Annotated in this window: 12 protein-coding genes; 5 read left to right on the forward strand and 7 right to left on the reverse strand. The window is 71.6% G+C overall.

The genetic code is table 11. The annotated features are described in order from the left end of the window. Nucleotides 1-78: 78 nt before the first annotated feature. Nucleotides 79-540, reverse strand: coding sequence for a pyridoxamine 5'-phosphate oxidase family protein (locus ACVFI9_RS17135; RefSeq protein ID WP_474763384.1), 462 nt, complete (start codon nucleotides 538-540; stop codon nucleotides 79-81). Nucleotides 541-850: 310 nt separating this feature from the next. On the opposite strand from ACVFI9_RS17135, the gene ACVFI9_RS17140 reads away from it, so the two are divergent. Continuing rightward, entirely contained in the window at nucleotides 851-2260 is a 1410-nt protein-coding gene (locus tag ACVFI9_RS17140; RefSeq protein ID WP_474763385.1) for an HNH endonuclease signature motif containing protein, read from the forward strand. A gap of 103 nt (nucleotides 2261-2363) precedes the next feature. Here the strand turns inward: ACVFI9_RS17140 and ACVFI9_RS17145 are convergent, their stop codons facing one another. Next, nucleotides 2364-3791 carry an MFS transporter gene (locus tag ACVFI9_RS17145; RefSeq protein ID WP_474763386.1) on the reverse strand — a complete coding sequence of 476 codons (1428 nt, stop codon included), beginning with the start codon at nucleotides 3789-3791 and terminating at the stop codon, nucleotides 2364-2366. A 221-nt stretch (nucleotides 3792-4012) separates the two neighbouring features. Between ACVFI9_RS17145 and ACVFI9_RS17150 the strand changes: the two genes are divergently transcribed. Beyond that, entirely contained in the window at nucleotides 4013-5344 is a 1332-nt protein-coding gene (locus tag ACVFI9_RS17150; RefSeq protein WP_474763387.1) for a plasmid pRiA4b ORF-3 family protein, read from the forward strand. A 182-nt stretch (nucleotides 5345-5526) separates the two neighbouring features. Here ACVFI9_RS17150 and ACVFI9_RS17155 read toward each other — a convergent pair whose 3' ends face one another. Together ACVFI9_RS17155 and ACVFI9_RS17160 are read right to left on the reverse strand one after the other, a co-directional pair. After that, the gene (locus tag ACVFI9_RS17155; protein ID WP_474763388.1) at nucleotides 5527-6831 is read right to left on the reverse strand and encodes an RNA polymerase sigma factor; all 1305 of its coding nucleotides are present in this window, start codon (nucleotides 6829-6831) and stop codon (nucleotides 5527-5529) included. Beyond that, nucleotides 6828-7211: a YciI family protein gene (locus tag ACVFI9_RS17160; protein ID WP_474763389.1), complete on the reverse strand. Its 384-nt coding sequence runs from the start codon at nucleotides 7209-7211 to the stop codon at nucleotides 6828-6830. The genes ACVFI9_RS17155 and ACVFI9_RS17160 overlap by 4 nt, the downstream gene beginning before the upstream one ends. A gap of 205 nt (nucleotides 7212-7416) precedes the next feature. Here ACVFI9_RS17160 and ACVFI9_RS17165 point away from each other — a divergent pair, with 205 nt between their 5' ends. Then, complete coding sequence (locus ACVFI9_RS17165) at nucleotides 7417-7905, forward strand: PaaI family thioesterase (RefSeq protein ID WP_474763390.1); 489 nt, start codon at nucleotides 7417-7419, stop codon at nucleotides 7903-7905. A gap of 121 nt (nucleotides 7906-8026) precedes the next feature. Then, on the forward strand, nucleotides 8027-8440 hold the full coding sequence (locus ACVFI9_RS17170; RefSeq protein WP_474763391.1) for a hypothetical protein: 414 nt from the start codon (nucleotides 8027-8029) through the stop codon (nucleotides 8438-8440). A gap of 7 nt (nucleotides 8441-8447) precedes the next feature. Here ACVFI9_RS17170 and ACVFI9_RS17175 read toward each other — a convergent pair whose 3' ends face one another. The 3 genes from ACVFI9_RS17175 to panD all read right to left on the reverse strand — a co-directional run bounded on the left by ACVFI9_RS17175 (nucleotide 8448) and on the right by panD (nucleotide 10710). Continuing rightward, nucleotides 8448-8891, reverse strand: a complete 444-nt coding sequence (locus ACVFI9_RS17175; protein WP_474763392.1) for a DUF4190 domain-containing protein — start codon at nucleotides 8889-8891, stop codon at nucleotides 8448-8450. Between the two features lie 130 nt (nucleotides 8892-9021). Next, entirely contained in the window at nucleotides 9022-10182 is a 1161-nt protein-coding gene (locus tag ACVFI9_RS17180) for a hypothetical protein (RefSeq protein ID WP_474763393.1), read from the reverse strand. A 102-nt stretch (nucleotides 10183-10284) separates the two neighbouring features. Further along, nucleotides 10285-10710, reverse strand: a complete 426-nt coding sequence (gene panD, locus ACVFI9_RS17185; RefSeq protein ID WP_474763394.1) for an aspartate 1-decarboxylase — start codon at nucleotides 10708-10710, stop codon at nucleotides 10285-10287. Nucleotides 10711-10923: 213 nt separating this feature from the next. Here panD and ACVFI9_RS17190 point away from each other — a divergent pair, with 213 nt between their 5' ends. Beyond that, nucleotides 10924-12720 (forward strand): acyl-CoA dehydrogenase, encoded by a 1797-nt coding sequence (locus ACVFI9_RS17190; protein ID WP_474763395.1) that lies wholly within the window; start codon nucleotides 10924-10926, stop codon nucleotides 12718-12720. The last annotated feature ends 1 nt before the right edge of the window (nucleotide 12721 follow it).

Below are 12721 nucleotides of genomic sequence, written 5' to 3' on the forward strand. Positions count from 1 at the left end.
CATCCGGTCGGGGTCCGGTGGGGTGGTTGGGTGCGGATCCTGCCCGGCGGCTGCGCGCCCGGTCGGGGCGCCCCGACCTCACTCGACCCGGATGCGCTGCTCCTCGTCATCGAGGACGTACGCCAGCTGCACTTCGGCCCGGTACAGGCGCAACGGCGCGGGGCCCGAGACATCCGTCGCCGTCCATGAGCGGATGCCCCGAGCCACCGAGCGCGCGCTGTACAACTCGATCGCCGCGGCGACCTCGTCGGGCGGAACCTCGCTCGCGATCGCCTCGACGTAGAGGCAGTCGGCGTCGCCGACCGCGACGGTCGAGTCGAACACGACGAGCGCGACCTCGGGACGCCGGGCGAGGTTCTGCGAGTGGCGCCGGCCCGGTCGCGAGACCCAGAGGAACTCGCGCAACCCGCGCTCGGCGAACCACACCGGCGTCGCCCACGGATTGCCATCGGGGTCGGATGTCGCGAGCGTCAGGTAGTCGTTGGCGTCGATGATGCGGCGAGCGACGTCGGCCGGGTTCTCGCCAGAGGTCAGAGGCATGGGTCCTTGGGTATCAGGTTTCGGACGCGGCCGACAGGGGTGCGGATGGGGGTGGCCCTCCCGGGGCGGATGCTCCGTGCGCTCCGACTCGTGACGCATCCCCTCCACGGCTGCAGGTATCCGCGCTTCATATCCCCGGCCGCACCGCCCCACGCCCCCACCTGCCCGGCTGCACCGCCCACTCTCCACGACCCCGTCGACTCGTCCTCCACAGCAGCACATCGCGCGAAGTTCTCCACAGGCAATTTCCCAGATCAACCCACCTTTCGTCCGCCGAACGAATGTCGGTGGGTCCATGCATGATGGAGTCATGGAACAGCCGTTGCACACCCTCGAGCGTGACGTCGAGGCGTTGCGTACGGCGTGGAGCGGCGCGTTGCCCGCGTTCGGGGCGATCAGCGGGGCGGTGCAGGTGGAGGTCGGGCAGATGACCGATGCCGGGCTGGTGCGGGTGACCGACGCACTCGCCCAGGTGCGACGTGACGCCGAGGCGCTCCTCTCCCGCGTCGCGGCCGAGGTGTCGAAGCGGTCCAGCAACGAGTTGGGTGAGTCCAGCCTCGCCAGGGCGCAGGGGTTCCACAACCCGGTGCGACTGATCGCCGCCTCCACCGGGGCATCCCGGAGTGAAGCGGCGAAGCTGATCGCGGTCGGCACCGCCACCGCCGAGCGGCAGTCCTTCGGCGGCGAACGACTGCCGGCGCGGCATCCGCACGTCGCCGCAGCACTCGAGTCCGCCCGCATCGGTGTCGACGCGGCATCCGCGATCACCTCCATGCTCGACCGGGTGCGGTTGCGTGCCGATCTCGGGCTGGCCGACGCCACCGAAGCGGCCCTCGTCGACCTTGCTGCGCGGGTGCCGCTCGACCTCCTCATGCGTGGAGTGCGCGAGGCGGAGGCCCGGCTCGACCGCGACGGCATCGAGCCGCGTGAGGAGCAACTCCGCAGCGAGCGTTCGCTCACGATGCGCGAAGACTCGGCGGGCATGGTGCACCTGCACGCCCGCCTCGACCCCGAAACGGCAGCGCCCATCAAGACCGCGATCGAGGCGATCGTCAGCGATGCCCTACGTCGCCGAGAGCCGGGTGCGGCGGGCTCCGGTTCGGCGTCGGATTCGGGCCCGGTCGTCGATGACGCGCGTTCGATTCCGCAGATCCAGGCCGATGCGCTCGCCGCGATCGCGCGCCACTCGTTGGGGTGCCGCGAGACGCTCGCCCCGTTGGCGAAGGCCACCATCGTGGTGCGCCTCGACCATGACACGCTCGTCGAGGGCCTCGGAATCGCGCGCATCGACGGCATCGACCAACCCATCTCCGCCGGCACCGCCCGGCGCATGTCGGCCGACGCCGAACTCATCCCCGCCGTGTTCGGCGGCGAGGGCGTGCCGCTCGACCTCGGCCGCTCGGCCCGGCTCTTCAGCAAAGCGCAGCGAATCGCACTCGCAGAACGCGACGGCGGATGCGCCTCATGCGGCCAGAACATCGCCTACGTCGACGCGCACCACATCGACTGGTGGGAACGCGACACCGGCCCCACCGACCTGTCGAACGGAGTCATGCTCTGCTCCTTCTGCCACCACCGCATCCACCGCGAAGGATGGGGCATCCGCGCGAGCCGATCGGAGGTGTGGTTCACCCCGCCACCGCACGTCGACCCCGCCCAGGCGCCCCGGCTCGGCGGGCGAGCGCGCTTCACGCTGCCCGTGCCTGAGGTCGCCGCGTGAGCGCGAGCACGCGTGGGCGTCGCGGTCCGAAGGTGTGTCCTGCCGCCGACGGCACGCGCGGGGTCGCCATCCGACTGTGCTTGGACTCCGCCGGGGCAGCGATTCAGGCGACGCTCGCCGCGAGTGCGCCTGCCGAGCCCGCCGACGCGCGAGCAGGGCCAGCAACGTCCGCGTGCAGCAGTGCGGCCTCGTCGGCCGACGCCTCATCGGTAGATCCCTCGGCGACGTCGATCGGGTGCGCGATCTCGTCCCGCCGCATCCGCGCCGCGACGATCGCCACCACGCCGATGACCATCGGCGCCACCCCAGCGAGGAGGAACACCACCGGCAGCCCCAGCGACTCCGCCGCCGGGCCGGCGAACGCCATCGACACCGGCATGAACGCGAGCGACACGAAGAAGTCGAGGCTCGATACGCGTCCGAGCATCTCGGCCGGCACCCGGCGCTGCAGGAGCGTGCCCCAGATCACGACGCCGCCGTTGAACGCCGCACCCACCAGGAACGCGGCGAGCACCATCACCCAGATCCGGTCGGTCAGTCCGAACACCGCGAGGGGGAGGCATCCGATCGCCCAGAGCAGGTTCATCACGGTCAGATAGCGCCGCGGCATCCGCAGCGACGCCACGACCATCGACCCCGCCGCACCGCCGATGCCGAACGCCGCCAGCACCAGCGCGTGCTCCTCGGGGCCGCCGCCGGCGACGTCCTTGATCACGAACGGCACGAGCACCTCGAACGGGCCCATGATCAGCAGGATCAGCAGCGACGCGAACGTGAGCGTGCCGAGCAGCCACGGCGTGCGCACCATGTAGCGGAAGCCGTCGCGTACGTCGAGGAGCAGGGCGACCGCCGGATGCCGCGTGCCGCCCGTCTGCTCGAACGACGCGTCTTGCTCGGCCGACTCGTCCCGCTCGGCCGACTCGTCCGGCTCGCCGCGGAGTGGCATCGCGGGAACCCGCAGCAGGCACGCTGCGGCCGCGACACCGGTCAAGGCGGTCACGGCGAGCGCGGCGCCCGGCGACGAGATCGCGATGAGTCCGCTCGCGAGCGCCGGACCTCCGGCCTGCATGAGCACCGGCCTGGCCATGCCCTCGAAGCCGTTCGCGGCCATCAACTCGTCCTCGGGCACGACGCTCGGCAGCAGCGCCGAGTACGCCGGGTAGTACAGTCCGGCCATCACGCCGCCGACGAACGCGACCGCGACGAGTTGCCACACCGCCAGGCCGCCGGCGAGCGAGAGCATCGCGACGAGGCCGACGCTCGCGGCCCGCACGACCTCGACGACGAGCAGGATGCGTCGCTGCGGAATGCGGTCGGCGAGCGCGCCGCCGAGCAGGGTCGTCAGCAGCATCCCGACCGCCGTCGCGCCCGCCACCGCCGAGAGATCGGCCGCACCGCCGCCGATCGCGACGATCTGCCAGACGAGCGCGACCATCCAGATGCCGGCGCCGACCATCGACGCAACGAGCGCCGCAGCCAACCATCGGTATGCGCGGTGACGCAGCGGCCGAAGGGCCCGGGGTGTTGACATGACCTTCTCCTCGCGGTTCGTGGAAGCGGATGCCTCGTGAGGCGGGTGCCTCGTGAGGCGGTCGCCTCGACGGATGCTTCTACTCACGCGTCGAACGAGGAATCGCGAGATCGACAGCCGACGTCAGGCAGCCGTCCTCAACAGCCCGCCGCCTCCGCAGGCGCTGCACAGATCCGGCCTGCATCGGCGCGCGGCGACGCGCGCGCGGCGACGATGTCCCCATGTCCAGTCGAACGAGCGCGACGAGCGCACACCTCACCCTCCGCATCGATCTCGACGGCGTCGAGGTTCCGACCTGGCGCTCGCTGATCGTCGATCCGACGCACGGACTGTCGGCCGTCGCCGAAGCGATCGTGCTCGCGTTCGGCTGGACGGGCACCGGCACCTGGCGCTTCGGCACCTCGCACACGCCCTGGTGGGGGCGGGAGGCCGACGCATGGGGATGCGGCGTGCTCACCCCGGCGCGCCCCCGCGATGAGCGCCCGTGGTACGACACCGGACTCCCCGGTCACGACCACGGGTACCGCCACGATCCGCCGTACGGATACGCCGACGGGTGGCGTGAACCCGAGGAAGACCGCGCCTGCCCGAGGGAATGGAGCATCGGCCAGGTCACCGACCGCTTCGACGGGCAGCTCGAGTTCGAGTACCGACAGCTCGCGCTCGACGGCGAGCGCGGCGAGGCCGGTCCCACCTGGCGGCATCACGTCACGGTCACCGGTCGGGATGTCGCATCTTCACGAGCGTCGATGCCGCGGGTCGCCCTGCTCGGCGGCGCCGGCCTCGTGCCGCGCGTCGGCACCGAGGCGGCGTACGGCGAACTGGGCGACCCCGCGTGGCGCGAGGCCATGGCGCACGAGTTCGAACTGGCCTTCCGGGCGCCGAACCTCCCCCTCGGCTCCACCGATCGCAGGTGGGGTTCACTCGACGCCGCCATCGCGGGTGCCGGCGATGCCGCTCGGCGCGCCCTGCGCATCGATCTCGTCCGCCTCGGCGCGCTCGCCCCGGTGCCGGTCGATCCCGAGCACGTGAGGACGGCGACCGAGCCGATCCGGGAGATGCTCCGTGCCGCGTCGGCACCTGACGGGGTCGATGTCGCATCCGTCGGACCGCTCGGCGAGGACCTCAAGGTGCTCCGCTTCGCCCGCGCGCAGAAGGGGCGGCTGCTCACCTTCGCGACCGTCCGGAACACGCTGCTCGACGACCCCGTCGCCCTCTGGGTCGAGCTGGCCGATCGCCTCCTCAGCCCGGGGTACGCGCCCTCGTACCAGCGGCAGTCGGAGGTCGCGGAACTCGCAGTCGACCTCGCATGCCACGGTCACGCGGGACTCGCGCCCGGGCACGCAGGCCATGCGGAAGCGGGTGAGGCCGGCGTGTGCGAGGTGCGACGCTTCGCGTTCGACGAAGCACACCGCAGCGGTCGAGCCCGAACAGGCGACGCCGACGTGAACCGGGTGAAGCGGATCCTCTCCACGATGGGCCTGACGGACGCCGACGGGTGCGCCATCCACCCGGCCGCTCGCGCGTTCGGCCTCGCGATGCTTCGAAGCTGAGACGTCGATATGGGCGACACGTGTCGGGACGCGCCGTTTCGCACCGCGCCGCCGCGCGATGGCGCGATGCCGCGACCGCGCGACCGCGCGACCGGCCGATGATGCACGCCACGTGGCTCGTGTGAAAGCCGCCTCATGTGAGGGCCGATCGACACGAGCGAGAGGGAAGACGTCTCCGGCCGTTAGATGCGGAGCCGCTCCCGGCGGGCGAGCAGGTACGCGCTCACGGCCGGGTCGTCGGCCAGTTCGGCGGCACGGGCGAACGCCTCGGAGGCCTCGCCAGGTCGACCGGCCCGCAGCAGCAGGTCGGCCCGGGTCGCCCACCAGGGCTGGAAGCCCGTCGCGACCTCGGCCAGCGGCAGCGTGGCCAGACCCGCTTCCGCGCCCTCGAGGCGGCCGATGACCGCGGCGAGCGCGACCTTCGAGCCGAGGCTCGGCGCGACGCCGTCGAGCGCGAGGTACAGCGTGCGCAGCGCCGCCCAGTCGGTCGTGCCCGTCCGTCGGCGTTCGCAGTGCACCGCCTCGATGGCGGCCTCGAGCTGGAACCGCCCCGGCGGACGTCCCGAACCCGAGGCGCGGCGCAGGTACTCCTCGCCCTCGGTGATGAGCGCGGCATCCCACGTCGACGCATCCTGCTCGTCGAGCGGCACGAACGGTCGCGGTCGCGGTCCGGCGACGCCTCTCGGGCGCCGCGCGAGCGACAGCGTCACGAGGGCCGCGAGTCCCCACGCCTCGGTCTCGTGCTCGAGCAGCGCGGCCAGGGTCACCGCGAGGTACTGGGCCTCCCCCGCCATGGAGTCGGCGGCGTCGGGCGAAGCCCGCCACGCGATGGCGTGGCATCCGTAGACCGCCTCGAGCACGGCGGGCAGCCGTTCGGGCATCGAGCGCCGATCGGGCACCGCGAAGCCGATGCGCGCATCGCGGATGCGGCGCTTCGCCCGCACGAGGCGCTGCGCCATCGCGCCCGGCGGCACCGCGAACGCCGTAGCGATCTGCGCCGCCTCGAAGCCGAGCACCACCTGCAGCATGAGCGGAGTCCGCACAGCGGCGTCGATCGCCGGGTGCGCGCACACGAACAGCAGCTCGAGCCGCTTGTCGGGGATCGCGAACGGGTCGAGGTCGGCCAGCGGGTCGACGGATGCCGCGGCGCCGACGGATGCCGAGGCGCCGACGGATGCCGCGGCGCGCACGCCGTCGGTGGCGCCGTCGGCATCCGAGCCGCCATCCTCGAGCGGCGTCGTGAGCCGCCGCGCCGCCGACTTCCACGCATCGCGCTGGCGATTGCGGGCCACGGTCAACAGCCACCCCTCGGGATTGTCGGGCACACCGGCATCCGACCACGTCTTCAGCGCCTGTTCGAAGGCGCCCGAGAGCGCGTCCTCGGCGAGCGCGAGGTCGCCGGTCGGTGCCGCGAGCAATGCGACCAGCCGACCGTAGGACGTGCGGGCGGCACGCTCGGCGGCCGCCCGCGCGTTGCGGGTGCTCACGCGTTCGGCGTCCATACGCCGTCCACCGTGTACACGGCGCCCGGCCGAACCTCGACGCCGCCGGCGCCGTAGTCCATCGAGGGCGCCTGCTTCGCCCACTCGATGGCGGAATCGAGGTCGGGCACGTCGATCACGAACGTGCCGCCGAGCTGGTCCTTCGTGTCGGCGAACGGGCCGTCCTGCACCTGCACGGCACCGTCGACCGCACGGAGCGTCGTCGTGCTCGACGAGTGCTGCAGCACCTCGGCGCCGATCAGCACACCCGCCGAATGCAGCGTGGCCGCGTAGCTCGTGAAAGCCTGCTGGCCCTGCTCGAGCGCCTCGGCGCCCAGCTCCTCGGCCGTCATCTCGGGGTAGTGCAGCAGCAGCGTGTAACGCATGATGTTCCTTCCTCGGCCCGATCCAGCGTCAGGGTACTCGCGTACCGTCGGCGCCGCCTCGGCCTTCGTCGTCTCTGATCTCGGCGACCGGCGGGACTGCCGGCCTCATGGTGATGACGACCGCGTCTCGGTTCGATCGACAGATTGCTGGAGGCATCCGACAACGCACTCGTCGTGTGCGGGGCATCCGGCCATGATCGAAGCCATGCGCATGACACCACGCCGCCTCGCGATCGGCATGAGCCTGTGGGCCCCGAACCTGTTCAGCGGCATCCGCGTACGGCGGTTCGCCGACGACTGGACGAGCGCGACCGTCGAACTGCACGTCAACGCGTTCACCCGCAACTACGTGAAGACCGCGTTCGGCGGATCGATGTCGGCCATGACCGACCCGTACTTCTTCATGCTCGTGAAGCACCAGCTCGGGCGCGACCACGTCGTATGGGACACGCGCGGCGAGATCGAGTTCCTGAAGCCCGGCCGCGGTACCCTCACCGCGCACTTCGAGGTGCCGCACGCGAAGGTCGACGAGTTGCGAGCGCGCGCCCGCGGCGGCGCGAAGGTGCTCGAGTGGTTCGAGACCGACATCACCGACCGCCACGGCGACGTCGTCGCGCGCGTGCGCCGCGAGGTTTACGTGCGCGAGAAGCGGCGCGTGACCGAAGCGGCCGCTTCGCTCGAGACGCGGCAGTGAGTGGATGACGCTCCACTCCTGACATCGCGGCGGCGCGGCATCCGCAACGCATCTCCACGCGTCGATTCCGGTAGCGTTCATGCTCGCGAGCCCGGCGTCGTCGGCCGCGGGAGGGGGCGACATGTGGACCGATGAGGACGCCGAACTGCACGAGGAGCCCGTCGCCTGGCGCGAGACCGCCGCGGCGGACCGCGTGCAGGCGATGATCGAGCGGCTGCCCGAAGACGCGCGCGACCGGTACTCCGACTGGATGGACGAGGAGCTGAAGGTGCTCGGCGCCTACGCGCGCGAACTCGTCGAGGGCGGACTCGTCGAGGAGGACGACTACCGCAATCGGCCGATCCCTGCGGTCGAGCTGCAACGCATCTCGTGGGCGTCGATCCACGACAGCGACGGACTCGAGGCGGCGCTGCGATCGGTGCCCCCGAGGTGGCGGCTCGACGCGATGTTCGTCGTCGAGGACGCCTTCGACGCCAACCGTCCGCCGAAGCCGACGTTCCGGCTGCGTGATCTCTGGGATGCGCTGAGCTTCTGAGCCCGCGCTACCAGATCGTGCCGGCGCCCAGGAAGATCGAGCAGAACGCGAGCCCGCCGAACACGAGCCCGACGACGGACATCGCCAGCCCACGGCCGCCGTTCGCATTCGCGCGCACGATCCCGAGGATGCCGAACACGATGGCGAGCACGTCGGGCACCCCGCCGACGAACAGCCCGATGAAGAACGGGATCCACGTCGTCAGGAATCCCCAGATGCCGAGCACGAGCGCTGCGACGGCGAATCCGTTCGCGCCGGCGATCGTTCCGGAGCCAGCGCCGACGCCCGCCCAGGCGCCCGCCTGCACCGCCGGGGCGACGTAGCCCGCCGGCATCTGGTCGTGGTACACGCCCCAGTTGGTGCCGTCCCACCAGCGGTAGCGGTTCGTCGCGGGCTCGAGGTGCCAGCCCGCGGCGACCGTCGGCTGGTAGGGGTTCTGCGGGAAGGTCATCGGATGCCTCTCAGGGCCGGGGGTGTGGCGGGGGTCGGCCACAGGCTATCGCCGACGAGCGCGCGGAGGCACGCGGCATCCGCTCGCGTCCGGACGCCGGCGGGACCCGACGCCGATCAGTCGACGCCGATCAGTCGGCGCCGAGCGCCTGGCGCGCGATCCGGTACTTCTCGACGAGCCGGAGCTGCGTCTCGTACTCGAGTCGACGCAGCCGCCATCGCGCGGTGTTGTCGTCGATGTCGGCGAGCTTCACGCGACGCGCGACCGGACTGCGGCGGATGCGGGCGTAGTACTCCTCGTCGGAGACGTCGGGCGTGCGCGTGAGCAACTGCACGACCTCGAGGACCGCCGGGGTCACCCCGGCCTCGAACAGCTCCTGCGCCGTGACCGGGGACTCCTCGAGCACGTCGTGCAGCCACGCCGTCGCGGCCTCGACCGTCTCGGTGATCGGATCGAACCGCTCGGCGATCCGCCCGGGGTGATCGATGTAGGGTGCCCCGCTCCGGTCGAGCCGACCGCGGTGCGCGATGAACGCGATGCCCTTCGCGAGCGCGACCTGCTCGATCGCCTCGGTCGCCGACGCATCGGAAGCACGGCCTCCGACGCGGCGATCGACCGGCTCGCTCGTCTCGCTCGACGCCGTCAGCTCCGCCTCGAACTCCTCGATCACGTCATCCTCGGTCACGTCATCCTCGATCACGTCGTCTCCCGTCTCATCCGCCGCCGTCGCGACCTCCGTCACCTGGTCCTCCGCCGCCTCTGCCGCCTCCGCGACATCCGCCGCATCCGCGACATGCGCCGCGTCCGCGACGTCCTCCGCCGCGTCATCCGCGCCCGCGACATCCGCCGCCTCCGCGACGTCCGCCGCCTCCGCGACCGGATCCCGCCCGCGAACCGGACGCACGAACTGCAGCTCCGCCTCGAGCTCGCCCACCTCGCGCTCGTCGAGCTCGAGCAGCGACCGGGCTCCGCCTTCGCCGCGCCAGACGAAGGAGTCCTCGTCGACCTCGACGAACCGGGAACCGTCGCGGGTCGCGAAATAACGTCGCCGCCCGGCATCCGTGACCGCGACGATGACCTCGTCGAAGTCGCCGCTCGGTTCGAGGCAGCACAGGTAGTACCGCACGCGGTCGGGCACCGGATGCCGCGGGTCCTCGATCGGCGGCACCTCCAACGGCAGCGCATGCGCGCCGCCCGCCGAGCCGTCACCGCGATCGGCGGCCCGCCGGTCGAGCTCCGCCGAGGGCGCACCGAAGCCGGTCGGGTGCTCATCGGCGGGAAGGGGGTTCAACCGGGCTCCAATGTGCGGGGGCGCATTCGATGCTACGGCGACACCCCGCACCGCGCGGCGTTGTCGCTCGGGGCGTCGCCGAACGGCACCGCCCGCCGCTTGTCAGCCGACGAACGCGTGCGGCGGCGCGACGAGGCCGTCGACGACCGCGGCCGCCGGGTCGGCGCCGAGCTCGACGATGCGGTTCGCCGCATCGACGTGCACGACCCGTGGCGCGAAGGCCGCGGCATGCGTCGACTCCACCGACGCCCACGAGATGACGATCACGAGGTCGCCGGCCGCTGCCAGGCGGGCGGCGGCGCCGTTCACGCCGATGACGCCCGAGCCGCGCTCGCCCGCGATCGTGTAGGTCTCGAATCGGTCGCCGGTGTTGATGTTCACCACACTCACGAGCTCGCCGGGCAGGAGGTCGGCCGCTTCGAGCAGGTCGAGGTCGACGGTGAGCGAACCGACGTAGTGCAGATCGGCGTGCGTGACGGTCGCGCGGTGGATCTTGGACTTGAGCATCGTGCGGCGGAAGCTGGCCATGCTTCGATCGTCGCCGGTTCGCGGCCTGGGGCCGAACCGACCGCGTAACACTCCGTCCCTCAGCCGAGCCGCCGACAGGCCCCGAGGGGCGACTTCGAGACATCCGACGCCCTTGTGGGATGGCACAAACGGCGGGCGGAAAGAGCCTGATCGCATCGTCGAATCGGCACACATGGCCGCCCCGGCGACAGGCCTCGGAGTTACGCTGCCGACATGAGCGAATTCCGTCCGCCCGTTGCTGATCTGACCTATGCGCTGAAGCACGTCGTCGGCTACGACGACATCGCCCGCCTGCCGGGCTTCGAGCACGCCGACTTCGACACCGTCTCCGACATCATCGACGAGGTCGGCAACTTCATGGCCGACGTCGTGGCCCCCACGAACCGCGCCGGCGACGTCGAGGGCTCGCGCCTGAACCCCGACGGCACCGTGACCACGGCCACGGGCTTCAAGGAGGCCTATGCCGCGTACGTCGACGCCGGCTGGGGCTCCGTGCCGCTGCCCGAGGAGTACGGCGGCGGCGGGTTCCCCCGCACCATCGGCCTCGCGCTCCAGGAGCTCGCCGCGACCGCGAACATGGCGTTCGCGCTCGCGCCGCTGCTCACGCAGGGCGCCATCGAGGCGCTCCTCCACTACGGCACCGACGAGCAGAAGCAGGCCTGGCTGCCCAAGATGGTGACCGGCGAGTGGGCCGGCACCATGAACCTCACCGAGCCGCACGCCGGCTCCGACGTGGGCGCGCTCACCACCAAGGCCGTGAAGCGCCCCGACGGCACCTACGGCATCACCGGCCAGAAGATCTTCATCACGTTCGGCGACCACGACCTCAGCGAGCAGATCGTGCACCTCGTGCTCGCCCGAACGCCCGGCGCGCCGGCCGGCACCAAGGGCATCTCGATCTTCATCGTGCCGAAGTTCCTCGTGAACGAGGACGGCTCGCTCGGCGAGCGCAACGGCGTGAAGACCGTGGGCGTGGAGCACAAGATGGGCATCCACGGCTCGCCCACGTGCGTGCTGTCGTACGAGGATGCCACGGGCTACCTCGTCGGCGAGGAGAACATCGGCATGCGCATCATGTTCGTCATGATGAACAGCGCCCGGCTCTCGGTCGGCATGCAGGGCCTCGCCGTCGCCGAGCGCGCCTACCAGCAGTCGCTCGACTACGCGCGGGAGCGCATCCAGGGTCGCGCGATCGGCGCCACCGAGGACTCGCCCATCATCGACTTCCCCGACGTGCGCCGCATGCTCATGACGCAGAAGTCGTATATCGCCGCGATGCGCCGCATGATGCTGATGAACGCCGCCTACGTCGACGTCTCGACCCACCACCCCGATGCCGCGACCCGCGCCCGCGCGAACGAGATCGTGGGACTGCTCACCCCGATCTGCAAGGCGTTCGGCACCGACCTCGGCAACGAGCTCACGTCGCTCGCGCTGCAGATCCACGGCGGCATGGGGTTCATCGAGGAGACGGGCGTCGCCCAGCACTACCGCGACGTGCGCATCGCCGCGATCTACGAGGGCACCAACGGCATCCAGGCCGCCGACCTCGTCGGCCGCAAGCTGCCGGTGCGCGACGGCGCGTCGGCGCTCGAGTTCATCGCCACGATGCGTGAGCTCGATGCCGAGCTCGAGGCGGCCGGCGAGGACTTCGCGTCGATCCGCGCGCAGCTGAAGGCGCAGCTCGACACGCTCGAGCAGACGACGGTGTGGATGCTCCGCACCGGCGCCTCCGACCCGAACGCGATGCTCGCCGGCTCGACCCCGTACCTGCGCATCTGGGGCCTCGTGCTCGGCGGATGGCTGATGGCGAAGTCGGCGCTCGCGGCCCGCGGCCTCGACGACGACCCCATCGCCCCGTCGCAGCTGCCGCTGGCCCGCTTCTACGCCGAGCAGCTGCTGCCGCAGGCGGCCGGGCTGGTCTCCGCCGCGACGGCCGGCACGCGCGACCTGTTCGCGCTCGACGCCGACACGCTCGCCGACGCGGCTCGTCGCGGCGCTCGGGTCTGAG

The sequence above is a fragment of the Agromyces sp. NSFZ genome (assembly GCF_056156205.1).

What these genes read in the sequence shown, in the direction of transcription:
- ACVFI9_RS17145 (WP_474763386.1), bottom strand. Translation starts at nt 3,791, where the DNA reads ATGTCAACACCCCGGGCCCTTCGGCCGCTGCGTCACCGCGCATACCGA.
- ACVFI9_RS17135 (WP_474763384.1), bottom strand. Translation starts at nt 540, where the DNA reads ATGCCTCTGACCTCTGGCGAGAACCCGGCCGACGTCGCTCGCCGCATC.
- ACVFI9_RS17150 (WP_474763387.1), top strand. Translation starts at nt 4,013, where the DNA reads ATGTCCAGTCGAACGAGCGCGACGAGCGCACACCTCACCCTCCGCATC.
- ACVFI9_RS17170 (WP_474763391.1), top strand. Translation starts at nt 8,027, where the DNA reads ATGTGGACCGATGAGGACGCCGAACTGCACGAGGAGCCCGTCGCCTGG.
- ACVFI9_RS17175 (WP_474763392.1), bottom strand. Translation starts at nt 8,891, where the DNA reads ATGACCTTCCCGCAGAACCCCTACCAGCCGACGGTCGCCGCGGGCTGG.
- ACVFI9_RS17190 (WP_474763395.1), top strand. Translation starts at nt 10,924, where the DNA reads ATGAGCGAATTCCGTCCGCCCGTTGCTGATCTGACCTATGCGCTGAAG.
- ACVFI9_RS17140 (WP_474763385.1), top strand. Translation starts at nt 851, where the DNA reads ATGGAACAGCCGTTGCACACCCTCGAGCGTGACGTCGAGGCGTTGCGT.
- ACVFI9_RS17160 (WP_474763389.1), bottom strand. Translation starts at nt 7,211, where the DNA reads ATGCGTTACACGCTGCTGCTGCACTACCCCGAGATGACGGCCGAGGAG.
- ACVFI9_RS17165 (WP_474763390.1), top strand. Translation starts at nt 7,417, where the DNA reads ATGCGCATGACACCACGCCGCCTCGCGATCGGCATGAGCCTGTGGGCC.
- panD (WP_474763394.1), bottom strand. Translation starts at nt 10,710, where the DNA reads ATGGCCAGCTTCCGCCGCACGATGCTCAAGTCCAAGATCCACCGCGCG.